19 protein-coding genes are annotated in these 26,696 nt (G+C 38.6%); 6 read left to right on the top strand and 13 right to left on the bottom strand.

Translation table 11 applies throughout. From position 1 onward, the window contains the following. Window positions 1-129: 129 nt before the first annotated feature. Window positions 130-1,563 carry a glycoside-pentoside-hexuronide (GPH):cation symporter gene (locus D8Q48_RS05095; protein ID WP_121055677.1) on the bottom strand — a complete coding sequence of 478 codons (1,434 nt, stop codon included), beginning with the start codon at window positions 1,561-1,563 and terminating at the stop codon, window positions 130-132. Between the two features lie 228 nt (window positions 1,564-1,791). Here D8Q48_RS05095 and D8Q48_RS05090 point away from each other — a divergent pair, with 228 nt between their 5' ends. Next, the gene (locus D8Q48_RS05090; RefSeq protein ID WP_121055675.1) at window positions 1,792-2,985 is read left to right on the top strand and encodes an AraC family transcriptional regulator; all 1,194 of its coding nucleotides are present in this window, start codon (window positions 1,792-1,794) and stop codon (window positions 2,983-2,985) included. 142 nt (window positions 2,986-3,127) lie between these two features. Here D8Q48_RS05090 and D8Q48_RS05085 read toward each other — a convergent pair whose 3' ends face one another. The 7 genes from D8Q48_RS05085 to D8Q48_RS05055 all read right to left on the bottom strand — a co-directional run bounded on the left by D8Q48_RS05085 (window position 3,128) and on the right by D8Q48_RS05055 (window position 12,692). After that, window positions 3,128-4,534 carry a 6-phospho-beta-glucosidase gene (locus tag D8Q48_RS05085; RefSeq protein ID WP_121055672.1) on the bottom strand — a complete coding sequence of 469 codons (1,407 nt, stop codon included), beginning with the start codon at window positions 4,532-4,534 and terminating at the stop codon, window positions 3,128-3,130. A gap of 11 nt (window positions 4,535-4,545) precedes the next feature. After that, window positions 4,546-5,823, bottom strand: coding sequence for a DUF4038 domain-containing protein (locus tag D8Q48_RS05080; RefSeq protein WP_121055670.1), 1,278 nt, complete (start codon window positions 5,821-5,823; stop codon window positions 4,546-4,548). Window positions 5,824-5,937: 114 nt separating this feature from the next. Continuing rightward, complete coding sequence (locus D8Q48_RS05075; protein ID WP_121055668.1) at window positions 5,938-7,806, bottom strand: beta-glucoside-specific PTS transporter subunit IIABC; 1,869 nt, start codon at window positions 7,804-7,806, stop codon at window positions 5,938-5,940. A 271-nt stretch (window positions 7,807-8,077) separates the two neighbouring features. Continuing rightward, on the bottom strand, window positions 8,078-9,133 hold the full coding sequence (locus tag D8Q48_RS05070) for a LacI family DNA-binding transcriptional regulator (RefSeq protein WP_121055666.1): 1,056 nt from the start codon (window positions 9,131-9,133) through the stop codon (window positions 8,078-8,080). 39 nt (window positions 9,134-9,172) lie between these two features. Then, on the bottom strand, window positions 9,173-10,747 hold the full coding sequence (locus D8Q48_RS05065; protein WP_121055664.1) for an AAA family ATPase: 1,575 nt from the start codon (window positions 10,745-10,747) through the stop codon (window positions 9,173-9,175). Window positions 10,748-10,887: 140 nt separating this feature from the next. Then, entirely contained in the window at window positions 10,888-12,018 is a 1,131-nt protein-coding gene (locus tag D8Q48_RS05060) for a HAMP domain-containing sensor histidine kinase (RefSeq protein WP_121055662.1), read from the bottom strand. Continuing rightward, entirely contained in the window at window positions 12,015-12,692 is a 678-nt protein-coding gene (locus D8Q48_RS05055; RefSeq protein ID WP_117991802.1) for a response regulator transcription factor, read from the bottom strand. The genes D8Q48_RS05060 and D8Q48_RS05055 overlap by 4 nt, the downstream gene beginning before the upstream one ends. Window positions 12,693-12,773: 81 nt before the next feature. Here D8Q48_RS05055 and D8Q48_RS17500 point away from each other — a divergent pair, with 81 nt between their 5' ends. The 4 genes from D8Q48_RS17500 (at window position 12,774) to D8Q48_RS05035 (ending at window position 15,844) form a co-directional block, all read left to right on the top strand. Further along, complete coding sequence (locus D8Q48_RS17500; protein ID WP_347562282.1) at window positions 12,774-12,935, top strand: CD1871A family CXXC motif-containing protein; 162 nt, start codon at window positions 12,774-12,776, stop codon at window positions 12,933-12,935. After that, a complete protein-coding gene (locus D8Q48_RS05045) occupies window positions 12,928-13,821 on the top strand; it encodes a 4Fe-4S binding protein (protein ID WP_117991804.1) in 894 nt (297 codons plus the stop codon). Before D8Q48_RS17500 ends, D8Q48_RS05045 begins: the two co-directional genes overlap by 8 nt. Before the next feature lie 70 nt (window positions 13,822-13,891). Continuing rightward, window positions 13,892-14,821, top strand: a complete 930-nt coding sequence (locus D8Q48_RS05040) for a redoxin family protein (protein ID WP_330514393.1) — start codon at window positions 13,892-13,894, stop codon at window positions 14,819-14,821. 186 nt (window positions 14,822-15,007) lie between these two features. After that, window positions 15,008-15,844, top strand: coding sequence for a formate/nitrite transporter family protein (locus D8Q48_RS05035; RefSeq protein WP_117991806.1), 837 nt, complete (start codon window positions 15,008-15,010; stop codon window positions 15,842-15,844). A 967-nt stretch (window positions 15,845-16,811) separates the two neighbouring features. On the opposite strand, the gene D8Q48_RS05030 is transcribed toward D8Q48_RS05035, so the two are convergent. The 5 genes from D8Q48_RS05030 to ileS form a co-directional block, all read right to left on the bottom strand. Next, a complete protein-coding gene (locus tag D8Q48_RS05030; RefSeq protein ID WP_121055660.1) occupies window positions 16,812-17,576 on the bottom strand; it encodes a M23 family metallopeptidase in 765 nt (254 codons plus the stop codon). Between the two features lie 61 nt (window positions 17,577-17,637). Beyond that, window positions 17,638-18,624, bottom strand: coding sequence for a SpoIID/LytB domain-containing protein (locus tag D8Q48_RS05025; protein ID WP_121055658.1), 987 nt, complete (start codon window positions 18,622-18,624; stop codon window positions 17,638-17,640). A 55-nt stretch (window positions 18,625-18,679) separates the two neighbouring features. Further along, a complete protein-coding gene (locus D8Q48_RS05020) occupies window positions 18,680-19,453 on the bottom strand; it encodes a hypothetical protein (RefSeq protein WP_121055656.1) in 774 nt (257 codons plus the stop codon). Between the two features lie 17 nt (window positions 19,454-19,470). After that, on the bottom strand, window positions 19,471-21,945 hold the full coding sequence (locus D8Q48_RS05015; protein WP_117991810.1) for a glycogen/starch/alpha-glucan phosphorylase: 2,475 nt from the start codon (window positions 21,943-21,945) through the stop codon (window positions 19,471-19,473). 4 nt (window positions 21,946-21,949) lie between these two features. Then, complete coding sequence (ileS, locus tag D8Q48_RS05010) at window positions 21,950-25,105, bottom strand: isoleucine--tRNA ligase (RefSeq protein WP_118725207.1); 3,156 nt, start codon at window positions 25,103-25,105, stop codon at window positions 21,950-21,952. 521 nt (window positions 25,106-25,626) lie between these two features. Between ileS and mtnA the strand changes: the two genes are divergently transcribed. Continuing rightward, a complete protein-coding gene (gene mtnA / locus D8Q48_RS05005; RefSeq protein WP_121055654.1) occupies window positions 25,627-26,676 on the top strand; it encodes an S-methyl-5-thioribose-1-phosphate isomerase in 1,050 nt (349 codons plus the stop codon). The last annotated feature ends 20 nt before the right edge of the window (window positions 26,677-26,696 follow it).

Here is a 26,696-nt window from a genome sequence, read left to right as displayed (position 1 = left end):
TTCGAGCTTAGCGTTTGCACACACCTCGACATCAGACGAGGTCTTTTCGAGTCGATGGTCGAGCGTGTTTCCTTATTCACATAAAGGAGCACCTATCGATGCTCCTTTGTAGTTACCACTAGTTTCTATTTACTCAGCTTTTCCCTGACGTTTATTCAAATCTGCACGAATCTGAGGATATTTTTTATCCAGATCATATGGCACAAGTACGAGTACTGCAAGTACTGTTGAAACTAATGCCAAACCGCCAAATGCAAAATTAATCGCTGTGTGTGTTTTTGGGAACGCCTGTGCAATATTTACACCATCAGCAATTGCCTTATCCAATTTTGCCGCATCATAATTTCCCCATACAAGCAGTGCTGAAACGATAGCTGATGCTGCTGCCGAAGAAACTTTATTTACGAATCCCTGAATTGCATTCTGAGTACCTCCAAGGCTTCTTCCAACCTGCCACTCTGTGTAATCGAAAATGTCAGGCATCATAGAGAAGAACATACTTGAACGGAATCCAAAACCAAGTCCGATAAGTCCAAGAGCCATTGTTGCAATTGTTCCATTTGATGTAAAGAATAAAATTGCATATCCAACGATATCTACGATTGCTCCAAACTGAATCAATTTAATCTTTGCAATTCCTTTACCATTTAAGTAAGCTGCAAGAATCATTGTTGGAATCGCAAGTAATGTTAACAATGTCAATGCAAGAGACATACCACTTACGTTGCCTACGATGTAGCTGTAATAATACTGCATTGCTCCGTACATGCTCAGATATCCGAGGAAGAGGAAGAAAACTTCTCCGAGGAACATAATGTAGTATTTATTTTTTACAAGACTCCTAATATCTTTTAACAGTGAGCTCTTACCTGCTGACTGTGTAGGCGGGTTGATTTCAACAATTGAAAATACACAAATTGCCATGATAATAATAACAATGATGCCAAGTACAATATTTGTATTACGATATCCTGCTGCTAATGCTGCTCCGGTTGCATCTTTAGAACCTGAGAAGAAATATACCATTGGAAGAACAAACAGTGATGATGTCAGTGAACCCAGGTTTGAAAATACAGTACGTGTTGTGGAAATCTTTGTACGTTCTGTTGCTGATGGTGATAATGATGAAACAATTGGTGCCATTGGAATATTTACAAGTGTGTATCCAAATGAGAATATAATATATGTAATATATGCCCACGCCAGTTTTGCACCTGCACTCCATCCTGTCGGAACAGAGAATAAAAGAACCATTCCAACTGCCAAAACCGGTGCTCCGTAAAGCATCCATGGACGATAACGTCCCATCTTTGTATCTGTTCTGTCAATCATGGCTCCTACCATGTAATCTGTAAACGCATCTATAAATTTTGTTACAACAAACATAAATCCTACTGCTCCTGCAGCAAGTCCTGCACAGTTTGTATAATAGAATAACAGATATGTATTCGCCAGTAAGTACGCAAGGTTACAGGCATAATCGCTAATACCAAAACCTATACGCTGTCTCCATTTAAATTTCGTTGTTTCATAATAAGCCGGTTCGTGTTTCAATTTTTGCATTTGGTTTTCCCTCCATGTTTTTATAGTTCTAATCAATGCATTAAATTCTTGGCGCGCTCTGCCTCGACTGAACCAGTTATTCATGTCTCATCGACTAACTTATTATAATCATATTTTTTTCGAATTAACTATCATAATTTTGATGTTTTTATTATTTTTCTAACATTTTTCTTTACATTTTATATCCTTCCAGATATATTTAAGATAAAATGACGGAGGTTAACTACTATGGAATACACATTATTAAAAAAATTAGAAATGCTATGGGGCATTCCTATTTTCTATACAAATAACAATTCTAAGAAAATTCAAAGTTTTGGTACATTTTCAGAGAAAGAAAATCCACTGGCTACCTCTGTTGAACTTACACAGTCATTAATAGAACGGGCCAATTCACAAAAAATCCCTGTTATTTACAAAATATTAAACAAAATTTATTTCATATGCATTTATAGCGGTGGCACTTACTATTTATCCGGACCTATATGTGTAGAGCAGCTCAGTTATGTAGAGATTCACCAATTTTACAAAAGTTGTAATATGACAATTCAAAATGAACACCATCCTGTTAAAATGAATTTGATCAAACTATTAACTTTTGTCAGTTTTCTCTATGAATTTCTTGAAAAAAAAGAGATTCAAATTGAACAACTTCTGCAAGTGAATCATCTAAGTACTGATAGTAAAACAGAGAATACGTCTGATTCTGTTCTAATAGATATCAACGTTCAAGAAGAGGCGGCATATCACCATACTTACATGGATGAACGCTTTGTTATGGATACAATCCGTGAGGGAAATGTTGCTGAGATAAACGAACGCGGAGATGCACTATTTGAAAGAGCAGGTGTCCTTTCCAAAAATAAATTTAATGACCAGCGAAATCTTGCTATTGTCACAACAACAATGGCAACCCGTGAGGCAATTGCCGGTGGTGTGTCCCCGGCTGAAGCTTATAAGTTGAGCGACCTTTTAATTAATCAAATTGACTCCTGTACAAAAATAGAAGAAGTTGTAGAACTAAGCCACAAAAGTCTCTATCAATTTACCAAACTGGTTGCTGACAACAAACTTAAGCCTCGTTTGTCAAACTATACCGAACAATGTAAAGATTATATTTCCAAGAATTATCATCATAAAATTTATCTGGAAGATATTTCCGGAGCAATCGGTGTCAGCCAGGGACATTTATCAAGAGTATTTAAAAAAGATACCGGAATGAAAATACAAGATTATATTTTAAAATTCCGAATTGAGCGTGCAACAAACTTATTAAAATATTCCGATGCATCACTCTCCGAAATCAGTGATTACGTTTGCTTTAATTCACAAAGTCATTTTGGAAGTGTATTTAAAGAATATATGGGAATGACCCCACGACAATATCGCGAGAAAAATAAACAAAAGGAGTTTTACGAGTGAGCCGGTAGGGATGGGGTTAGTGAGCCGGATAGGGACGGAGTTTAGTGGCTCTCGCGCTCGCGCAAGAGCCACTAAACTCCGTCCCTCCGGCTCACTAACCCCATCCCTACCGGCTCACTATCAAGCACCCTGATTACATTTTCTAAAGTGCCTCTCCGTTGCTTTCAATCACCTTCTTATACCAGTAGAACGACTTTTTCTTATATCTCTCCAGCGTCCCAGTTCCGTCATCATTACGATCTACATAAATATATCCATATCGTTTTCGTAATTCTGCCGTCGAAGCACTGACTACATCAATACATCCCCACGATGTATATCCCATCACGTCTACTCCATCCTGAATCGCCTCTGCAACCTGCTCCAGATGATCGTGAAGATATTGGATACGATAATCATCTTCTACCGTCTTGTTTCCATTCTCATCTTCTATAAGAACATCTGCTGCTCCCAATCCATTTTCTACAATAAACAATGGTTTCTGATAACGATCCCAAAACATATTGAGCACATAACGAAGCCCTTTTGGATCAATCTGCCACCCCCAGTCACTTGCTTTTAACATTGGATTCGGTACTCCACCCAGTAAGTTTCCCTCTCCTTGTTTCTTCTTTGTCTCATCAGCTGTTGCGCAAGTACTCATGTAATAACTAAATGAAATAAAATCAACTGTATTTTTCAGAATCTCTTCATCCTCCGATTCAAAGTGGATCTCAATTTCATGTTCTCTGAAATATCGTTTCATATATCCCGGGTATACTCCACGTGCATGAACATCTCCAAAGAAATAGTTCTTATGTTCATCTTCCATCACCTGAATCATATCATCTGGACTTGGAGTTAATGGATATGTAGGCATACTTAGGATCATACATCCGATTTTTGCATCCGGCATAATCTCATGTCCGATTTTTGTAGCTAATGCACTTGCCACCAGCTCATGATGAGCCGCCTGATACAACTCCTGCTCTGTGAGTTCTTCCTTCGGCGTATTGATCCCACCACTCATAAATGGTGCATGTAAAATAGAATTGATTTCATTAAATGTAAGCCAATATTTTACTTTTCCTTTATATCGTTCAAAAATTGTCCGAACATAGTTCTCATAAAATCCAATTAGTTTTCGATTTGTCCATCCATTATAGTGCTCTGCCAGATACAGAGGTGTCTCGTAATGTGAAATTGTAACCAATGGCTCAATTCCGTATTTGTGGCACTCATCAAATAAGTCATCATAAAATGCCAATCCTGCCTCATTTGGCTCATTTTCATCTCCTCTTGGGAAAATTCTGCTCCATGCAATCGATATACGGAATACTTTAAATCCCATCTCTGCAAAGAGACGCACATCTTCTTTATATCGGTGATAAAAATCAATTCCGACAAGTTTCATGTTCTCTTCTGTCGGTTCTTCTGTTCTTTTTCCTCGGATGCCGTGAGGCAATACATCCTGAACGCTCAGTCCTTTTCCGTCTTCGCAGTAAGCTCCTTCACACTGATTGGCAGCTACGGCGCCTCCCCATAAAAATGTCTCTGGAAATTTACTCATCTCTTATACTCCTATTCTTTATCTATTATAATTAAAGCATCTCCCTCAAACGGATGCATTTCAATTTGCATAATATCTTTTTTCAATGTCATTCCTACCTGCGCAACGCGTTTTGATTCCAAATCAATTGCTCTCGCAGAGTATCCTTTTAAGCTTCCATTTATTTTTATTTTTGTACTATGTGGTAAATAAATCAGATATCTTCCATCTTCTGTCTGTGCCATTCGAATTTCTTCCGCTGCTCCTATCAGCTGCTCCTGTAGTGGAATCAGCTTTTGAATATGCAAGTCTTTTAGAGTCTGACGAATCCATCCGTAATCCCATGCCCCGGCATATTGTATTGCTTCCTGCCATGGCTGTGCCGTATCAAATCCTTCTCCCATGATTGGATTAACAGGCTTGTTGATTTTCTGCCAGTTCCAGATTCCATGTGCACCATATGTCACGCCCGCACATGCACCAGAAAGAATGCTGCTCCATGCTGCTTTTCGAACATCTTTTGTAAGGAATCTTCCGTATACCTTTCGGCTGAATCCCATTTGCTCATAACACGGCTCTGAATTTATCACCGGTTTTTTCGGATATTTTTCCAATATCATTTGTGGCAACCGATACGCCATATCCTGTCCATCCTTATTATGTCCCGACTGAAACATATAGAAATCAATTTTATCCAGAAATTTCTCCGGTATTACATCATACCCGCGTTTGATATGTAAACTTTTGAGAGAGTGCGGACTTTTTTTACATACGATGTCCAATGCTGTCCGATAGTAAGAAACAGCTTCCGGTGTATCGAAATCTGTATCTCCGCTTACTACATAAATTGGATGAAACCTGTCAAATTCAGATACTATTTTCTCAACATATTCTTTTACAAATGTTTCCGGCATCACATTGCTGTCATTCATTCTGCTTCCCCACGTTCCCGGCACATGATTTAACCATAATACAACCAATGCAAGTTGGAATCCCATATCTACCGCTTTTTGACACATTTGTTTTGCATGTTCATAATATTCCTGATTCCATTTTGTAAAATCAAATACCTGCCCATCTTCTGTTGCAAACGGATATAATCCAATATCTGACATACAACGATCCCACTGTGGCATTGTATTAATCTGCAATACAGTAAATCCCTGTTCTTTTCTTCGTTTCAAATAATATTCCCATTCTTCATCGGTTACATTTGTAAATGCACTCCATATGGTGTCTGCCAGATAGAAAAATGGTTTCCCGTCTAATATAAAATTGGTCTTACTTTCATTAACTTGCAACCAGATCATTCTTGTTTCCTCCAACTACTCTAATTCAAATACAGAGACTCTGCCACTGGCAGACTCTCTGCTTATTTTTATACAATCTCATGAAAATCCGTCATATCTTTTTGGATCTCTGATTTATTTTGAAATACAATACAACAGTCTGTCTCCTGCTTTTATATTTCCCATATTTTCCGCTGTAATATCAACATAATCATCTACATTTGTCACTACGATTGGTGTTGTTGTATCAAGTCCAGCACTTTGGATTCCTTCCAAATCTGCTTCGATTAAAAGCTCTCCTGCCTTTACCGCTTGTCCTTGTTTTACTTTGATATCAAAACATTTTCCTTCCAATGTTACCGTATCCATTCCTATATGGATCAACAACTCTGCTCCATTTTCAGATTGAATGCCAATCGCATGTCCTGTTGGATATACAAGTGATACGACGCCATCACACGGGGCACAGATTCTTCCATCTTCTGGAATAATCGCAGCACCTTTTCCAAGTGCTCCACCCGCAAATACTTCATCCTTAACTTCTGAAAGATCAATTGCTTTTCCATTTACCGGTGCTTTAATTTCTACATCTTTTTCTACAATTTTCTCTGTTTTGTTTTCTTGCTCTTCCTCATTATCATTCGGAAGCATATCATCACTATATCCAAATAAGTATGTTACAATTGCAGAGCCAAAATATGCAACTGCACACGCGATCAAGAATCCAACAAATCCAACTCCGATATATCCAGGTAATGTCAGAATACTTGTTCCAAGCAATGTCGGAGCTCCGGTTCCTGCAACAGCTACGATTGCACCGGCAATTCCTGAGAACACAGCCCCAATAAAGAATGGTCTTTTAAAACGTAATGTCACTCCATAAATTGCAGGTTCTGTAATACCAGCTAATACCGCAGACAATGCCGCTGGTCCTGCCAGTTCTTTGATCTCTTTATTCTTTGTTTTCAAGAATACACCCAATGTAGCTCCTGCCTGTGCCATGTTATTTGGTCCTGTAATAACAAACAAAGTATCTCTTCCATATTCTGCAATATTGTTCATAACAATCGGAACAAATCCCCAATGTAAACCGAACATAACTGCTGCCGGCCAGATCAAACCAAGAATTCCGCCTGCAATCATTGGATTGAAACCTACCAATGCTGTATATCCGGATGCCAGAAGTTTTCCTGCTGTATCTGAAATTGGTCCAATTACAAGGTATGTAGCCGGAACCATGATCATCAAACTTAGCATTGGTGTCAGGAATGTCTTACATACGGACGGAACGATTTTTTTCAATCCTTTTTCTAATTTTGATAATGCATAAATTGAAATAACAATCGGAATTACCGAAGAAGTATAGCTTACTAAAACTACTGGTATCTTCAAAAAGGTCAGTGCTTCTCCTGCGCTAAATGCAGCTGTCATATCCGGGTATACCAATGCTGCTGCAATACCAAGCGATACAAATTCATTTGCCTTAAATTTACGTGCCGCTGTAATCGCAAGAAACATTGGGATGAATGTAAACACCCCATCTGCTGCTGCGTAGAGAATACGATAGGTTCCCATGTCTGAAGTAAGCAATCCACACGTTGTACACAAAATCAGAAGAGCCTTTAACATACCGGCTCCGCTCATTGCTCCAAGTACTGGTGCAAAAATTCCGGATATTGTTTCCATAAATGTATTAAGAAGATTTTTCTTCTCCTGACTCTTGTTGTCATTCTCTTTGTTTTCCGGTTTCAAGCCTGTGTTTGCAAAAATTGCTTCATACACATCTGCCACATCATTTCCAATAACCACTTGCATCTGTCCACCGCTGTTGATTACTGTAATAACGCCTTTTAGCTGTTCCAAACGTTTCTTATCTACCCCCGCTTCATCCTTCACTTTAAATCGAAGTCTTGTAGCACAATGAAATAACGAAATCACATTTTCTTCTCCGCCAATGTACTTGACAATGTCTTTTGATAACTGATCATAATTTTTCTTTGCCATAATACCCTTCTCAACCTTTCTGTCTATTTAAAGCGCGCTTCCTTTATCTGTATTTACCTTATCATCAATTATCAACCCTCTCAATCCCCTTTCCATTTTTCTAAATTTACATATGTTTTTCTTTCTGATTTTGAGTTTTTACTTTTGCTTTTTATACAAAATATCCAATTTTATTTAAAGAAAATTTAAAAGAGATTTTTTACGCCCAAGGTTGTATCGCATAAAAAATCTCTTTTCCTTACTTTCCTTATCTGATTTTCGTATCATTCTTTTACTTCGAATAAATATATTTTGTCTTATCAAATACGCTGTTTCCCTCTAGTAATCTCGTCTTATAGTATACTTTCACGATTTCTTCGTTTTCGTCTTCTATATGTCTCATCAAATGTTTTATTGCCGCCAGATGCCGTTTTGTATGGGTTCCTTTTATCAGCGTCAGATTCACTCCTAGCAGGCTTATCGGTGGTAATGCATCAAATCCAATCAATGAAATATCCCTGGGGATTCGCACTTGTCGTTCCAGCAATGCTTTGCTCACACCGAGCGAGACTACAGAACTTTCCAACACAAACGCAGTTGTTCCTTTCACCCCTTCATCTAAATATCGAAGCATACTTTCATATACTTCATCTACATTGCTTCCCAGATGTCGTATTCTGTGAGAGGCGTCTCCACACTCTCTCCGTGCCATTTCCAGTACAAATGCTGTCCTTCGTTCCACAAAATTAAAAATATCCACATTTTCCGCAAGATAAACAATATGACTGTGCCCTTTATCTATCAGATAGTCTACCCCCCTTTCGATTCCTTCTCGGTTATCAATCAGGAAACTATCTATCCCTTCTTCATAAAACAGATTATCTCCTGTCACGATTGGAACTTGCAATTGTAAAAATGGATAGATGTCTCCTTGATTCATCTCTGCCGCTATAATGTAGATTCCTTTTACATCGAGCTTTCTACATTCATCCAGAATTTCATCTACTTCCTGAATCGACTCCTGAAAACTTCGAAAACAGAATTGATATCCTGCTTTTTTTACCTGCTTCTCAATCTCCCCATTAAATGTGGGTTGATTATTAGATTGACGTGTCTTTTGATTCATTATAATGCCGTTCTTCACATAATTTAGCATCAAAATACTGCCTTTAGAACCCTGATGTTCCTGCTCTTTCTCTTGACGAATCTCCTCTTCCCGCTCCTGAATATAGTCCAGTATTCTCTGTTTTGTTTCCTGATTAATCCCCGGTCTGTCATTCAATGCCAATGACACAGTTGCCGGAGAAACACCCAATTCTTTCGCTATTTCCTTTGCTTTTAAACGCATTAATCTGTTCCTCGTAAAATAAATGGTACGTTAAATTTTCTATTCTTTTCTAAATTCCTCTATCACACATTCATGCTCTTTTGTCTTTTTATCATAATTCACCCCAACAAGAAGGAGATTTCCATGATATTCTTTCAGACTATGGCAATACTCTTTCTTTTTAATCTGTTCAATTGCTCCCTCTACACTTTTATCCCACTTGAGTTCTACTACCAATGCCGGTTTTTCACTGAACTTTTTTCGTGGAATAAACACCAAATCCGCAATTCCTTTTCCAACAGCCATTTCCCGATATATTGTATAAAAATTCCTGGCTGCATACAGTGCAAGAGAAATCGTGTAACTTAATGCATTTTCATCGTTATACTGTATATAGGATGTCTCAAAATGGGCTTGTCTGATTCCTTCTGCCACCTGCTTTGGTCGTCTCTGCCAGATTGCATTCAGTGTGTCTGCTGAATTTTTTAATGCTCGAGAAACCTCTCCCCAGTCAGATACCACAATACTGTTTACATATTCTGATCGTACCTCACTATTTGGAATTTTAACTGTCTTATTATCATAATCATAAGCAAGGTATCCCAAATGAATCAGCAAAGTAAGAACATCATCTTCTGTGTGAAATGTCGTCATATCATTTGCAAAGCTTCCCGTATTAACCGGAACGCATTCTCCCGCAATCATACTTAGCACATCATCTTTAAGGCCTTCAAAGTTCATATCAATATATAATTTCAAAGCTTCAAATGTTTCTGTTTGATTCCAGTAATTTCCAATCTTTCCAAATCTCATACAACTCACAACTGAACGAGGACTGTAAACAGAAGGTGCTTTTTCAAAAGAATATCCGTCATACCAGCTTTTCACTTCCCCCATATCCATTCTGTATTTATCACACAGTTTCTGCACCTCTTCTTCCGTGAATCCTACATATTCTGCCAATGGTCCGGGATCGATCATTGAAAATTCATCAAACATATTTAACGCAGAATGTGTTCCATATTTTTTTATTGGAAGAATCCCTGTCATATAGGCAAGCGCGATATATCCCTTATCCTTTAACAAATCTCTTAGGAAATCGAGGTATTTTTCCTGTGCCTCTTTATTTATTTTGTATTCTCTAAAAACACAATCCCATTCATCAATGATAACTACAAACTGACGTTTTGTCTTGCTGTAGACATCCTGCATCGTTCTCATTAAATTGGTATTGTCAAAATATCGGAAATCCGGATATTTATCAAGCAAGTCCCAGATTACACTTTTTTTAACCAGTTCAATCATTTCCTCTATGTTTTTTGTCTGACTTAAAAACTCCTGCATATTCAGGAAAATCGTATCATATTGGTTTAAATGTTTTTCAAAATTTTCACTGGCAGAAATTTTAAATTTTGAAAACAATTCTTTTGAATCCTGCTCACATTCGTAATAGGCTGCAAGCATATTTGCTGTGATGGACTTTCCAAAACGTCTTGGACGACTGATACAAATATATTTTTGCGTTGTCCGCAATATAGAATTTGTGTATTTCAAGAGTTCTGTTTTATCTACGTATATATCTGACTCTACTGCCTCTGTAAATGTAATTATATCGGGATTTAAATAATTTCCCATTTTCTGGTCCACCTCCATACTATCTTCGTTTCTTCTTCCATCTATTATACGGCATCAAAAGATGACAGGCAATGTTTTCCGTCTTCCCCATCCGGCTCATGCAAAAAAGCCATTAACCCCGTCCCTACCGGCTCTCGCCGCTACAGCACAACTTCAAACGTTGTCCCGCCATGTTCATTTTCTTTTATCGATATCTTCCCATCATGTACGCGCACAATCTCCCGCACCATTGCAAGTCCAAGTCCGACTCCGCCTAATGCGCGGCTTCTTGATTTATCTACTCGAAAGAATGGCTCAAATACTCTTTCTCTAAACTCCTCGGATATCCCATTTCCTGTGTCTTCAACCTCAATCACGATATTCGTATCTTTTTGAACTGCTTTAACCAGTACCTGCCCACCAACACGATTATATTTAATCGCATTTTCCACGAGATTATAGATCATGCGATAAATCAAAATGTCGCTCCCTGTCATAACGAGTTCTTCGCTTTCCTCTACCAGCTTTACTTCTTTTTCCTGTGCCAGTGGCTCAAGATCCGCTAACACTTCCTCGATAAGAGAATTGAGTTCTATCTCATCTTTACGTGCCACCGTCTGAAGTTCACTCATATCCAACAGAGTTCTTACCAATTTACTAAGACGCTCATTTTGCTCTGTCATCATTTTTATTGTTTCTTTCGTCTGCTCATCACTATCCGGATGCTCTGTTGAATTATAAATATCAAGCTGTGCCTGCATAAGGGCCAACGGTGTTCGAAGCTCATGCGCTGCATTTCCGGTAAACTGTCTTTGCACTTCAAAAGCTTCTGACAATCTTAAGAGCATTTTATTATATGATACGCTCAGCCTGTCCAACTCAGGAACCGTCCCACCTTCAATCGTACAGTCTGTAAGGTTCTGAGCCTGCACTTTTTCAACAGATTTCGAGAAATCCCGAAGTGGCTTCAATGCACGTCCGCTTATAAAATAAGTCACAGCTCCGCCAAACATTGCTATGAGCACTGTGATCAAAAGACTTCTCTTCCTATAATCTTCTTTGCTGTCGTACACCTTCATGGAAAATTTCGCTGCAAAATCATCCCACTCATCGTCCGCAATATCGATATATAATTCATCCGAATTTGTACTTTGACTATTTACCGTATCCTGCAATGAATCAATATAATAAATTCCATTCTTATATAAAAGAAGCGTCAGGCATCCGCATATAATAGCAATCAACAGTGTTGTAATGATTGTAAGTCTCCACTGGAGTGACATTTTTTTCATTTAAAATTTCCTCCTATCCTATAGCCCTCACCGATTTTATTTACAATCGGATCAAACCCAAGCGTCGCCTTTAGCTTTCTTCTTAAAGAAGACATATGCACACGAATAGAGCCACTAAAACTATCCACCGAAGAATCCCATACATGCTCTATCAACTCTTCCTGACTCACCGGTCTGCCTTGGTTCAGCAACAAATATTCCAGGATCCCGTTCTCTTTTCTGGTAAGTGCTACCTTCTCTCCATTCGCATACGCCATTCGTTCCCGCGTATCAAACTTCACCCCATCACATTCCAGGCAAACATTTTTCTGTATAAATTTTCTTCTGGTCAGACTTCTTACACGCGCCTCTAATTCTTGTAAATGAAATGGCTTTTCCATATAATCGTTTGCCCCTGCGTCGAGCCCGTCCACCTTGTCCGCAATCTGACTTCTTGCAGAAAGTATCAATACTTTTGTCTCCTCATTTTCCTTACGAAGTTCCCTAAGGATCTCCATCCCATCCACTCCCGGCAAGTTCAGATCCAATACGATCAGATCATATTTTTCTGCATAAATCATCTCCAATGCATCCTCACCGTCGTAACACAGATCCACTTCGTACCCTGCATCATGCAAGCTTTTTCCTATCATATCACACAAATTCTTTTCATCTTCGACTATTAATATTCTCAATTTAACTTCTCCATTTTCTTAACAGAAATTTTACACCCTCTATTGTATAATGCGAATATCGAAAGGTCAATAAATCATCAAATGAAAGGAAGGAGTTTTATTTTGAAGTCAGTAAAATGGTCGCAGCTCGGTTTATTTTGTGTCGGTATTATCATGTTTCTCTATGGTATTTTCCGTGGTGAAGCCGCAGTTGTACTTAGCAAAGCAATAAAATTATGTTTGGAGTGTGTCGGAATTGGATAAGAACAAAAATATAATCTCAAAAACTTTAAGCCGCTTCCGCGGATGGATACAAGCAGCTGCAACACTGCTTACCAACATTCATCTGCCAAACCTTTTCAAAGGAACTATTTATCAGGGAAATGTCAAGACAGCCTGTGTACCTGGTCTGAATTGTTACTCCTGTCCGGCGGCTACAGGAGCTTGTCCGATCGGCGCTTTTCAGGCAGTGATCGGTTCATCCAAATTTAAAATATCCTATTATATAACAGGATTTTTTATATTAATGGGCGTTCTGCTTGGAAGATTTATTTGTGGTTTCCTCTGTCCGTTCGGATGGTTTCAGGATCTGCTCCACAAAATCCCCGGCAAGAAATTTTCCACAGCCAAATTAAAACCTTTACGATATGTAAAATATATTATTCTTGTCGTTTTTGTTATACTGCTCCCTGCACTTGTAACAAACTCGCTTGGCATGGGTGACCCATTCTTCTGCAAATACATTTGCCCTCAGGGCGTATTAGAAGGAGCACTTCCGCTTTCTATCACAAATGCCGGCATCCGAAGTGCACTTGGAAAACTTTTTACATTTAAATTTTCTATCCTTACAATTGTTATCATCCTTAGTATTTTATTTTACCGTCCATTTTGTAAATGGATCTGCCCTCTTGGAGCGATTTATTCTCTCTTTAACAAAGTTTCGTTCCTTAAAATAAACGTGGACAATAATAAATGTGTAGGATGTCAGAAATGTAGTAAGGTCTGCAAAATGGATGTAAATGTAGTCGAAAGCCCAAATCATCCGGAATGTATCCGATGTGGGGAATGTATCAAAGCATGTCCTACAGACGCACTTTGTTATAAATACGGATTTAGTACTAAGTCGACAGAAAAGAATACAAACAATTAACTTTTAAAACAACCGATACAAAAACATTTCGGTTCAAAATAATAATATAAAAAACAAGGAGATTTTAATTATGAAATTCAAAAAACTTATTGCAACAACAATGGCACTTTCAATGGTATTAACATTTTCAGGATGCACAAGTAAAAGCTCTGATGCAGGCAAAAACAGTTCATCTACTCAGAGCAGCACAGCAGCTACTACAAAAGAAGATTCTTCCGATGACCTCAACGCACGCCTGGATGCTCTTTATCAGCAGGAAAATGAGCTTTTTGCCAAGCATCAGGATGCCTGGAACAAATTCTTTGGTCTTATGAATAAGGATGCTGCTGCCAGCGAAACGGATGAAAACTATGGGGATTTTCTTGCTAAAACAGTTGAAGCAAACAAGGATAGCTTCACTGAAGAAGAACTTGACATATTAAATAAAGATATTGAGCAAATTCGTGGCATCGAGGAAGAAATTGCGAAACTTGAAAAAGAGGTTTCCGCTTCCGATAAATCTGCTTCTGATAAATCCGATTCTTCTTCAAGTGTCTTCAGTGGTTTCGCCGGAAAAGATCTTGACGGAAACGATGTTGATGAAAGTCTTTTCTCAAAAAATGCTGTTACAGTTGTAAACTTCTGGTTCAGCGGTTGTAAACCTTGCGTAGCAGAACTTCCTGAGCTTAACAAATTAAACGAAACACTTAAGGAAATGGGCGGAGAAGTAGTTGGCATCAACACAGAAACTCTGGATGACAATCAGGATGGAATAAAAGAAGCTAAAAAAATCTTAGAAAAACAGGGGGCTTCTTACCGCAACCTCACATTTGATTCAAATTCTGAACTCGGAAAATATGCCGGAAATATTGTAGCTTTCCCAACTACTATCCTCGTTGACAGAAATGGAAATATTGTTGGAGAGCCATTACTTGGCGGTATCAACGAGCAGAAAAACTACGATAGTCTTATGAAGCAAATCCAGTCTGTTATTGATGCTGACGCTGCATCTTCAAAATAATGACTTTGCTTTGTATCTATCGAAATAATAGTTTTGCTTTATGTCCATCAGAATACTAACTTTATTTTGTATCTATCGGGAAACATTGTGCCAAACACTTGCGTTCCAGTATTTTCTAGTATAGAATAATTCCGTTAATTATTTAACATATGGTTGATAAAAAACTGAAGAAATGAGGAAATACTGATGGACAATCACTTTAATACCCCTGCCGAAGTCATCGACCTAAGTATCAAGGCATGTGAAAATAAAACCCGCCTTCCACTTGGCAAGATGATTCTTCTCGGCATCATGGCCGGTGCATTTATTGCATTCGGCGGAGCAACAAGCAGCACCGCTGCACACGCTGTAGAAAATGTCGGAGTTGCCAGAGCTCTTGCTGGTACTATTTTCCCTGTAGGACTGATGCTCATTGTCTTTCTCGGCGGAGAACTTTTTACCGGAAACTGTCTTATTGTTATGGATGTTTTCGACAAACGTGTAACTTGGGGAGGACTTTTCCGTGACCTGATTATTGTATTTTTCAGTAATCTGATTGGTGCTCTATGCATTGACATTCTGATCGTATTCAGCGGAAACTTAAATTACTCTGGCGGTCTGCTCGGTGCTTACACAATTAAAGTTGCAATCGGCAAACTTGCTATTTCACCAGTTCAGGGAATCACATCCGGAATCTTGTGTAATATCCTTGTTTGTCTTGCAGTCTTAATGGCTACTTCTGCAAGAGATATTGCCGGAAAAGTATGGGCAATTTTCTTCCCAATATGTGCATTTGTTGTTGGCGGTTTCGAACACTGCGTTGCAAACATGTTTTATATTCCAGCTGGTATTATGGCAGCTGCTAACCCGGACTACGTTGCAAAGGCTAAAGATGCTTACGGCATCACGGCCGAGCAGATTTCCGCTCTCACGCCACTAAACAGTCTGCATAATTTTATTCCTGTCACACTTGGAAATATGATTGGCGGAATGGTGTTTGTGGGATTGCCATTGTACTTGATTTATAAGAAGAAGTGGGACTAAAGTTGCTGTTTAGTTCATTGGGTGGGATACGGTCCTTACAAAAAATTGGTATAAGAACTCTTGCTCAGATTCCATGAGCGGGAGACACATAAGAGCGTAGATTTTTGCTAAAAGCAAATGAATTTGAACTCAAACTTGCTGCTACGCAGCTTCGAACATGTTCGTTCAAATTCATTAACACAAAAATTTACGCTCTAAGTATCTGCAACGCTCACTCCATATTCGCTCGAATTTCTTATATCAATTTTTTGGTAAGTAATGTATTGGCTCAAGTTGTAAAATAACTAGCAACGCAAAGGATATTGGGGAAGATCTCTGAGATAATGGATTTTGGGAATTGAAGATGCAAAATTTTGATGAGGATTATCTGTGAAGCATAGAAAAAGCAAATTGAGGATGCACATTTTTACTAGAGAGTATCTGCAAGGCATAGAAAAAGCAAGATATAGATGCAATTGTACATGACAGACAGGCTGAAAAGTATCTGCAAGTTTAAAGAAAAGTAAGTTGCGGATACATCGATCTCAAAAAAAGGCATCTGCGACAGCGAATATTAAGTCAGTGCAGATACAACGGTTGCCACAAAGGTATCTGTACAAGCAAATAACCTCAGGATATAGATACATCAGACGCTAGAAAACTACAACTCCAACTTCATCTAGTTTCTAGTATCTTCTTTCTATCTATTCACTACCTGTGCCGTTACACGGCTTTCGAAAATTATTATATATGGACTTCGTGCGAATTTGGAGAGAGTTTTAGAAGTAGTTGGAGAGCTTATATTTGCGTTAAAGAAATTGAATGAACATGTTTGAGGCTCACAGAGCCGAGTTTGAATTCAATTTCTTTGTTCTTAGCAAATATAAGCTCTCTTATCTACTTCTTAACGAACGGAACTTGAGTAAGAAGTCCATATATAATAATTTTCAAAAGGACTGCGGAGGCCACCCAAGTGAATCAATAATCCCTACCCCTCCATAAAATCCAACGGATTCACCGGAACACCATCCTTTTGCACTTCAAAATACAAATTTGCTCCTTCCACCGAATAATACTTTGTAGGTTCACTCACATACCCGATCAGTTCTCCTGCTCCCACATAATCTCCAATCTGTAGCGGCACTTCCTTCAACTGTCCATAAACCGCTGTGTACCCATTTCCCATATCCAACGTTACCGTAATACCGGTCTGGGCAGTCTGTTCGATATTACTTACAATCCCTGGTGCTGCCGCCCCAATCTCTTCTCCAACTTGTCCGCCTATGATTATTGCCGGATTATATTTATATTGCTCCAGCGTTGGAAAATATACCGTCTGATCCATACTATAACCAATTAATGTTGCGCCACTTGCAGGCCATTCCAGAAGACTATTTTCATCAAACCAGACATTATACGTACTTGCCGATGTTTCTGTTTCCTGCAAAGCATCCTCATTATTATCTGCTGTATTCTCATTATTATCTGTCGCATTTTCATCTGTATCCTCTTCTGTATCAGATGTATTTGCTTCTTGTTCAGGCAGCACAATATCACTTGTTCCTACTGACTGACTTTTTTCTTCTGTCCCTTTTGTTTCCTCCTGAGCATTCTTCACCTGCTGCTTTATTTTGTCCTCAGAATTGCGAAATGTATACGTACCAATACCTGCAATCACTGCAACAAAACAGATGACAACTGCAACTGCTACACTTCTTTCTTTCCAGAATGAAGGTTTCTCTTTATTATTCATATTCATCACCTCTGGCTATATTTTTACCAGATAAATGAATTCTTATACCTATTTACTGATTTTATTCCGGTGTCTGCTCCACAACTTCTGTCCCTTCATAAAAATACTGCAAAATTTCCCTATACGATTTTCCTTCTTTTGCCATCTGATTCGCTGTCCACTGGCTCATTCCCAAACCGTGTCCATTGCCGCTTGTTTTAATCTGTAACTCTCCCTTTACCTCTTTTATAGAAAATGAACTCGATGGGAGTGACAGTGCTTCTCTAAATTGTTCTCCGCTGCAAATGGTATTTCCTATTTTCATCTGCAACACATATCCGGCAGAATCATAAGCTTCTATTTTAAAATCCGAAAACTTATAGAGCTTATCTGCATCCTTTTCTTCTACCGCTTTCAAAAATGGCTGACATTTTTTCTGTACCTCACGATACGATATAGTCCGTACTTGTAATTCATCCTCTGCCTCTTTATCTTCCGGGCACTCTTTTGCCGTCAAATAAGGATATGCTTCTTGCCCTGTAACTTCCTGATAACTTCTCGTCATTCCGTTACTAGACCGATGAAACGGTACATATGCATATGTCCCCTGATAATACAACACTTGCTTTTTTGTTTCTTCCTCAGCTTGTATAAGCCTCTCATAATAAGAATCATCTTGAGCATTCATCTGCTTTTTTTCTATTTCTTTCGTTGTTAAATATTGTTCCTCAAATACAGCTTCTCTTCCATTTTGTCTTGCATCCTCATTTATCTGACACAATTTTGTTCGCACAACAACCGCCTGCGCCTTTATAAATTCTTTTTCTGCCGAAACCGGTACTTCTGCTGATAGCACTCCTGTGAAGTATTCATTCCAGGGAACTTCTATGATTTCTTCCTCGCCTTTTATATCTTCCTGTTTTACTTTTACAAAATTTTGATTTTGCTTCCATTTTGTTTTCATATCCGACCCATGAATAAACACCGTCATAACATAAGGAAATAAAATAAGGATTATGAGGAAATATACCCAGAATTTTATTTTCCGTTGTATTTCTTCTTTTTTCATCAGAACAGCCCTCCATATCATATGATATGAAGGGCTGTCCTAATATATTCCATATTTAAAGTTCTGTTATTTCATTGTCTGATGCGACCTCATCAGAATCTCCCGTATCTAATGATACTGCTTCATTTGCAATCGGCATTTCCTCTTGCGGTTCTTCTGTCTTTTGCTCTTCCTCTGTATCCTCTGTGGAATCTGCATCATGAGTCTCGTTATTGTTGCTCTGTTCACGATTTCTCATCACAAAGAAACAAATAGACTCATACAATGGTAAAAGTGCTCCGAGCACTGCATGTGCTACAGCCATATTTCCTGATGTCATATTGCAGTAAATCTGATAATTGACCATTACTCGCAAAGTCTTATAAAGGACCTCGTATCCCAAACCTATAGCAAGTGCCAGTATGAGCAGCATAATGAGAATTAAAATTCTTCCTGCACTTACATGCATCGTCATGCTAAATATTGCAAGCATTCCGCATAAACAGATCACTCCATAGATGACCGAAACCACAACGCCGTACATAAGCGGAATGACTGCAAGCCAGATTCCTGTATCACGCATTGTTTTGTTCTTAAATGTGATGTCTCCGCTCAATTTTCCCTGCAGATATATTCTAAAGAACGGAATAAATGCAAGCCATGCATACTCATATCCTCTGTGCTTTGCAATTGTATATAATCCTATACCACGAAGGATATAACTTGTAAGAGAAATAATCCCAATCAACAGCATTACAATGATATAAAACATCATTATTCCCATTCCGATTCCTGTAAATGGATCTTCTGCCGGTATGCTGTAGCTGTAACCATAAATATTATTATACATATAAATCGCCTCTTCTTTTATTCAGGCTGTCCGGACGGAACTGTTACTTTCTCCAATTTCCAAATATCTTTTACATACTCTTCAATTGTACGGTCTGATGTAAATTTACCGCTGCATGCAGTATTTAACATTGCCATCTTTGACCATCTGTCCTGATCACGATATGCTTCTTCCACTCTCTTCTGAGCATCTGCATAAGATCTGAAGTCTTTCAGGATAAAGTATGTATCTGCTCTGTCTGTACACTGTGTATTCAGAAGTGAATTGTAAAGGTTCTTATACATCTCATGATCACCCTTTGCATATGTTCCATCCATCAGCTGATCAATAACACGCTTCAACTCCCAATCATTGAAATAAATATCTGTTGGGTTATATCCGCCATTGTTTTCATAGTTGATAACTTCTTCTGAGCTCAATCCGAAGATAAATGCATTTTCAATACCAACTTCTTCTACGATTTCCACATTGGCCCCATCCATTGTTCCAAGTGTTGGAGCACCATTCAGCATAAACTTCATGTTTCCTGTACCTGAAGCTTCTTTTGATGCTGTAGAAATCTGTTCGCTGACATCTGCTGCCGCAAAAATCAACTCAGCGTTTGATACACGATAATCTTCGATAAATACGACCTTGATCTTTCCGTTGATGCTTCTGTCATTGTTTACAACATCTGCAACTGAGTTGATCAGTTTGATTGTCTCTTTTGCTCGCTGATATCCTGCCGCTGCCTTTGCACCAAAGATAAATGTTCTTGGATAGAATGACATCTCCGGATGCTCTTTGATCTGATTATACAGATACATAACATGCAGAATATTTAATAACTGACGTTTGTACTCATGCAGACGTTTTACCTGTACATCAAAGATAGAACGTGGATCCACATCGATTCCATTGTGTTCTTTGATATATTTTGCAAGACGGACTTTATTCTGATATTTGATATCCATAAATTCTTTTCTTGCTTTTTCATCTTCTGCATATGGTTTCAATTTTGAAATCTGTGCAAGGTCTGTAATCCATCCGTCACCAATCTTATCTGTTACCCAGTCAGCAAGAAGCGGATTACCATGAGCAAGGAAACGTCTCTGTGTAATACCATTTGTCTTATTGTTAAATTTCTCTGGCATCATTTCATAGAAATCTTTCAGCTGCTCGTTTTTCAAAATTTCTGTATGAAGTTTTGCAACACCATTTACAGAGAATCCTGCGATGATTGCCATGTTAGCCATACGTACCTGACCATCCCAGAGAATTGCCATCTTACGTACTTTTTCTTCATTTCCAGGATATTTTGCTCTTACTTCATTTACAAAACGGCGATCAATCTCCTGCACAATCTGGTAAATACGTGGAAGCAGTTTAGAGAAGAGGTCGATTGGCCATTTTTCCAATGCTTCTGCCATAATTGTATGGTTTGTGTAAGCACATGTCTTAGTTGTAACATCCCATGCCTCTTCCCATGTCAGACCTTCCTGGTCGATGAGCAGATGCATCAGTTCAGGTACTGCAACTGTTGGATGTGTATCATTCATCTGAATAACAACTTTTTCGTAAAGTTTACGAACATCACTATTTGTTCTCTTATATTTTGCAATCAGCTCCTGCAAACTTGCAGAAATGAAGAAATACTGCTGTTTTAAACGAAGCTCTTTTCCTGCATAATGATTATCATTAGGATAAAGTACTTCAACAATTGTTTTTGCCAGATTTTCCTGTTCTACTGCTTTGTGATAGTCTCCACGGTCAAATGAATCAAGCTGGAAATCAACAATTGCCTGTGCATCCCAGATACGTAATGTATTTACTACATGGTTTCCGTATCCAATGATTGGCATATCGTATGGGATTGCAAGTACTGATTCATAATTTTCCTGAATAAACTCATCACGTCCTGTCTCAGGATTTTTCTCAAAACGGATATTTCCGCCAAAGCGAACCTCCTTTGCATATTCTTCACGACGAAGTTCAAATGGATTTCCTTCTTTTAACCAGTTATCTGGTGTCTCCACCTGATATCCGTCTTTAATTTTCTGTTTGAACATTCCATAACGATAGCGGATTCCACATCCATAAGCAGGGTAATTCAATGTTGCAAGAGAATCCAGGAAGCAGGCAGCCAATCTACCGAGACCACCGTTTCCAAGAGCTGCATCTGGTTCTTCGTCTTCAATCACGTTCAGATCGATTCCCATCTCATCCAGAGCTTCTTTTACTTCTGTATATGCTGTCATATTGATCAGGTTGTTACCCAGCGCACGTCCCATCAAGAATTCCATTGACATGTAATATACTGTTTTTACATTCTCTTCTTCGTACTTGCTCTGTGTCTCAAACCAATCATCCATGATAATATCTTTTACTGCATATGATACTGCCTGGAAAATCTGCTGCTTTGAAGCTTCTTCAATCTTCTTACGATATAATGTTTTTACATTCTCTTTTACAGCCGCTTTAAATGCTTCCTTCTCAAATCTTTTGCTGTACATGGTTTTACATCCCCTCTTTCCAAACTCCCATTGTAACTTGCTCGCCGTTTATCTTCCACTCTTTTACATAACCGGCTGGTTCTGCTTTTGTAACTTCCTCAGCAAGCACTTCACTGCTAATGCTTTCTGCGTATTTAGCAAAAATGCTTTCTGCTTTTTCGCTTCCTGTATAAGTAACTCGGATCTTGTCCATAACTTCAAATCCGGCTTCTTTACGCATTGTCTGGATTTTACTGATAATCTCTCTTACAAATCCTTCCTCAAGAAGTTCTTCAGTCAGGTTTGTATCAAGAACTACTGTAATTCCATTATCATTTTCTGATACATATCCTTCAATCTGAGCTGTATCAATCAACAAATCTTCTTTGAACAATGTAATTTCCTGACCATCTACATCCAGATTTAATGAACCACTCGCATTTAATTCATCCATTGCTGCATTACCATCTATTGCATCGAGAGCTTTCTTAATTCCACCCAACATTTTACCATATTTTGGTCCAACTGTCTTTAACTGTGGTTTAAAGCTATATGAAGTAAAGTCTCTTACATCATCTGTAAATTTAACATTCTTTACATTCAGCTCATCTGCAACGATTTCCTGGTAAAATTCAGGTAATGTGAATTCTGCTTTCACAAACATCTGTCCGATTGGCTGACGGTTCTTAATGTTAGATGTATTTCTGCAGGCACGTCCCATTACAACAAGTTTGAGTACATTTTCCATATTTGCTTCAAGCTCTGTATCAATGTAATCCTCATTTACAACAGGATAATCACAAAGATGGATACTTTCTGGAGCTGTCTGATCTACGCTTCTTACCAGATTCTGATAAATCTGCTCTGTCATAAATGGAATCATTGGTGCAGCAACTTTTGAAACAGTTACAAGTGCTGTATACAATGTCATGTATGCATTGATCTTATCCTGCTCCATTCCTTTTGCCCAGAAACGCTCACGGCTGCGTCTTACATACCAGTTACTCATATCATCTACGAAATCCTGAAGTGCTCTTGCACTCTCTGGAATTTTGTAGTTTGCAAGATTGTCATCCACTGTTTTAATCAATGTGTTCAGTTTTGACAATAACCATTTATCCATAACTGATAATTTGTCATATTCCAATGTATATTTTGAAGCATCGAATTCGTCAATATTTGCATACAATACGAAGAACGCATATGTGTTCCACAATGTTCCCATGAATTTACGCTGTCCTTCCATAACAGCTTTTCCGTGGAAACGGTTTGGCAGCCATGGTGCACTGTTAACGTAGAAATACCAACGGATCGCATCTGCTCCGTACTGCTGTAATGCATCAAACGGATCAACCGCATTTCCCTTAGATTTACTCATCTTCTGGCCGTTCTCATCCTGCACGTGTCCAAGTACGATTACATTCTGGTAAGGTGCTTTATTGAACAACAATGTAGAAATTGCCAGCAGCGAATAGAACCATCCACGAGTCTGGTCTACAGCCTCTGAAATAAACTGAGCCGGGAACTGTTTTTCAAAAATCTCTTTATTTTCAAATGGATAATGATGCTGTGCGAAAGGCATTGATCCGCTGTCAAACCAACAGTCAATTACTTCCGGTACACGGTGCATTTCTTTACCACACTTTGGACACTTAATTGTTACATCGTCAATATATGGACGGTGCAGTTCAATATCATCAGGACAATTGTCGGACATAGACTTCAGTTCCTCAATACTTCCGATTGAATGCATATGTCCACATTCACACTGCCAGATATTCAGTGGTGTTCCCCAGTAACGGTTACGGCTGATACCCCAGTCCTGAACATTTTCAAGCCAGTCACCGAAACGTCCTTTTCCAATGCTTTCAGGAATCCAGTTGATTGTATTATTATTTGCGATCAAATCATCCTTAACAGCTGTCATCTTGATAAACCAAGACTCACGAGCGTAGTAAATCAGTGGAGTATCACATCTCCAGCAGTGAGGATAGCTATGCTCAAATTTTGGTGCATCGAACAGCAATCCCTTAGCATCCAGATCTTTGAGTACTTCCGGGTCTGCTTTTTTCACAAATAATCCTGCAAATGGAGTGCTGTCAGCCATCTCACCTTTTTCTGTTACAAGCTGTACAAATGGAAGATCATAATTTCTTCCTACATTCGCATCGTCTTCACCAAATGCTGGTGCGATATGAACAACACCTGTACCATCTGTCAATGTTACATATTCATCACATGTAACGAAAAATGCTTTTTTGCGCTGTTTTTCTGCTGCATCTGCTGCACACTGATACAATGGCTCATACTCTTTGTATTCCAGGTCTTTACCTTTATATCTCTCAAGTACTTCGTATGCTGCCTGACCTTCTTCTGCCAGACGTCCAAGTACTGTGTCAAGCAATGCCTCTGCCATATAATAAGTATATCCGTCTGCTGCTTTTACTTTTACATAATCCTCTTTTGGATTCACACAAAGTGCAAGGTTTGATGGCAATGTCCAAGGTGTTGTTGTCCATGCAAGAATATATGCGTCCTCATCTTTTACCTTGAAACGAACAACTGCTGAACGTTCTTTGACATCTTTATATCCCTGAGCAACTTCCTGTGCTGAAAGCGGTGTTCCACAACGAGGACAGTAAGGTACGATCTTAAATCCTTTGTAAAGAAGTCCTTTATCCCAGATTGTTTTTAATGCCCACCATTCAGACTCGATAAAATTATTGTCATATGTGACATATGGTTTCTCCATATCAGCCCAGAATCCAACTGTACTTGAGAAGTCTTCCCACATTCCTTTATATTTCCAGACACTCTCTTTACATTTGTTGATAAATGGCTCCAGACCATATTTTTCAATCTGATCTTTTCCATCCAGTCCAAGCAATTTTTCAACTTCCAATTCTACCGGAAGACCATGTGTGTCCCATCCTGCTTTACGAGGAACTTCATAACCTTTCATTGTACGGTAACGAGGAATCATATCTTTGATTACACGAGTCAACACATGACCGATATGTGGTTTACCATTAGCTGTCGGAGGTCCATCGTAAAATGTATACATTGGACTTCCTTCTCTTTCTTCCATACTCTTCTGGAAAATCTGATTGTCTTCCCAGAACTTTTCAACTTCTTTTTCACGCTCGACAAAATTCATGTCTGTAGAAACTTTCTGATACATGTTATTCTTCCTTTCTTTTAATAATGAAAAAATCCCTCCGTCCTTGTAATAGGACGAAGGGTTAAATCTTCGTTTATAAACCACCTGTTACAACATACTCCAAAGCTTTTCTGCTATGTTCATATGCGTTCCTGTAACGGTGGAACTCCGGCAATTGCTACTCCATCTAATCTATTGATCAATCCGCTGTTTCATCAATTGCAACTCGGAAGTGATATTCAAGAATGTCTTACTCGTACCGGTCTTACACCATCTCCGGCTCGCTGTAACTTTCGGGTATTCCCTACTGTCTTCGTCATCGTTTTTCATAGTTTTTATAAATTTCACAGTGTAAATTATACGGAGAAATCAAGGTTTCGTCAAGGGCTTGACAAGGATATTTGTTGTTTTCCTCGACAATTTTTTCTATTACCAACCCACGCACTTCTATTTTCAAAACCTTTATGCTAGAATTATCTTAATTAATGGGAGAAAAATACAGGATATCTTGTCGGTCACAAAAACATTAGGAGGAGTAAAAGATGAGTGGTATGATCAAACCAGTAGAATGGAAAGAAACTTATGTAAAAGTATTAGATCAAACTTTATTACCTGAAGAAGTGAAATTTATGGAAATCAGAGACGCACAGGTAATGTGGGATGCTATTAAAATGCTCTGTGTCAGAGGAGCACCTGCGATCGGGGTTGGAGCAGGTTATGGTGTTGCAATAGAAATGCAGAAACATGTCAAAGAAAGTACTGCTGAATATCATAAAAACTTAAAAGAAACTATCGAATATCTGGCAACTTCCAGACCTACGGCAGTAAACTTGTTTTGGGCATTAGACAGGATGAAAGAAACCGGAGAAAAATATGCTAATGGATCAAATGATGTGTGCCAGAAGGCATTGGAAGAAACAGCTATAAACATTGAGAAATACGAAGAGAATGCATGCATATCAATTGGCGAAAATGCATTGACATTGTTAAAAGACGGAATGACATTATTGACGCATTGTAATGCCGGTGGACTGGCAACTGTACATTATGGAACAGCATTATCTCCAATGTTATTAGGAAAAGAAAGAAACATTCATTTCAAGGTATACGCAGATGAGACAAGACCTTTATTACAAGGTGCACGTTTAACAGCTTGGGAATTAAATCAAGCCGGTGTTGATGTTACGGTTATTACAGATAATATGGCTGGAATGGTAATGAAACAAGGAAAAATTGACGCCGTAATTGTTGGCTGTGACAGAGTTGCAGCGAATGGAGATGCCGCGAATAAGATTGGTACATATTCCGTTGCTGTTTTAGCAAAACATCATAATATTCCATTTTATATTGCAGGTCCGGTTTCAACAATTGATATGAACACACCAACCGGAGACGATATCCCGATTGAAGAGCGAAGTGCGGAGGAAATAACTTGTGGTTTTGGCAAGCGAACAGTTCCGGAAGGAGTAAAAGTATATAATCCGGCATTTGATGTTGTTCCTCATGAATTAATTACTGCAATCATAACTGACAAAGGAATCATAGCAAATCCTGACAAAGAGAAGGTTGCACAAGTAGTAAATGCAAAGTAGCACATACCCATCAGGGGCAG

It is taken from the genome of Ruminococcus sp. B05 (assembly GCF_003628495.1).
In the GTDB taxonomy this organism is placed as follows: domain Bacteria; phylum Bacillota; class Clostridia; order Lachnospirales; family Lachnospiraceae; genus Schaedlerella; species Schaedlerella hominis.
The sequence above is the reverse complement of the archived record's forward strand: the minus strand, read 5'-3'. Positions and strand labels throughout refer to the sequence as shown.

Bases quoted from the DNA above. Each gene is read 5' to 3' on its own strand.
- D8Q48_RS05015 (WP_117991810.1), bottom strand. From the start codon at position 21,945: ATGTACAGCAAAAGATTTGAGAAGGAAGCATTTAAAGCGGCTGTAAAA.
- D8Q48_RS05075 (WP_121055668.1), bottom strand. From the start codon at position 7,806: ATGGCAAAGAAAAATTATGATCAGTTATCAAAAGACATTGTCAAGTAC.
- D8Q48_RS05085 (WP_121055672.1), bottom strand. From the start codon at position 4,534: ATGAGTAAATTTCCAGAGACATTTTTATGGGGAGGCGCCGTAGCTGCC.
- D8Q48_RS17500 (WP_347562282.1), top strand. From the start codon at position 12,774: ATGAAAGGAAGGAGTTTTATTTTGAAGTCAGTAAAATGGTCGCAGCTC.
- D8Q48_RS05030 (WP_121055660.1), bottom strand. From the start codon at position 17,576: ATGAATAATAAAGAGAAACCTTCATTCTGGAAAGAAAGAAGTGTAGCA.
- D8Q48_RS05080 (WP_121055670.1), bottom strand. From the start codon at position 5,823: ATGATCTGGTTGCAAGTTAATGAAAGTAAGACCAATTTTATATTAGAC.
- D8Q48_RS05060 (WP_121055662.1), bottom strand. From the start codon at position 12,018: ATGAAAAAAATGTCACTCCAGTGGAGACTTACAATCATTACAACACTG.
- D8Q48_RS05065 (WP_121055664.1), bottom strand. From the start codon at position 10,747: ATGGGAAATTATTTAAATCCCGATATAATTACATTTACAGAGGCAGTA.
- ileS (WP_118725207.1), bottom strand. From the start codon at position 25,105: ATGTATCAGAAAGTTTCTACAGACATGAATTTTGTCGAGCGTGAAAAA.
- D8Q48_RS05025 (WP_121055658.1), bottom strand. From the start codon at position 18,624: ATGAAAAAAGAAGAAATACAACGGAAAATAAAATTCTGGGTATATTTC.
- mtnA (WP_121055654.1), top strand. From the start codon at position 25,627: ATGAGTGGTATGATCAAACCAGTAGAATGGAAAGAAACTTATGTAAAA.
- D8Q48_RS05090 (WP_121055675.1), top strand. From the start codon at position 1,792: ATGGAATACACATTATTAAAAAAATTAGAAATGCTATGGGGCATTCCT.
- D8Q48_RS05035 (WP_117991806.1), top strand. From the start codon at position 15,008: ATGGACAATCACTTTAATACCCCTGCCGAAGTCATCGACCTAAGTATC.
- D8Q48_RS05095 (WP_121055677.1), bottom strand. From the start codon at position 1,563: ATGCAAAAATTGAAACACGAACCGGCTTATTATGAAACAACGAAATTT.
- D8Q48_RS05070 (WP_121055666.1), bottom strand. From the start codon at position 9,133: ATGCGTTTAAAAGCAAAGGAAATAGCGAAAGAATTGGGTGTTTCTCCG.
- D8Q48_RS05040 (WP_330514393.1), top strand. From the start codon at position 13,892: ATGAAATTCAAAAAACTTATTGCAACAACAATGGCACTTTCAATGGTA.
- D8Q48_RS05020 (WP_121055656.1), bottom strand. From the start codon at position 19,453: ATGTATAATAATATTTATGGTTACAGCTACAGCATACCGGCAGAAGAT.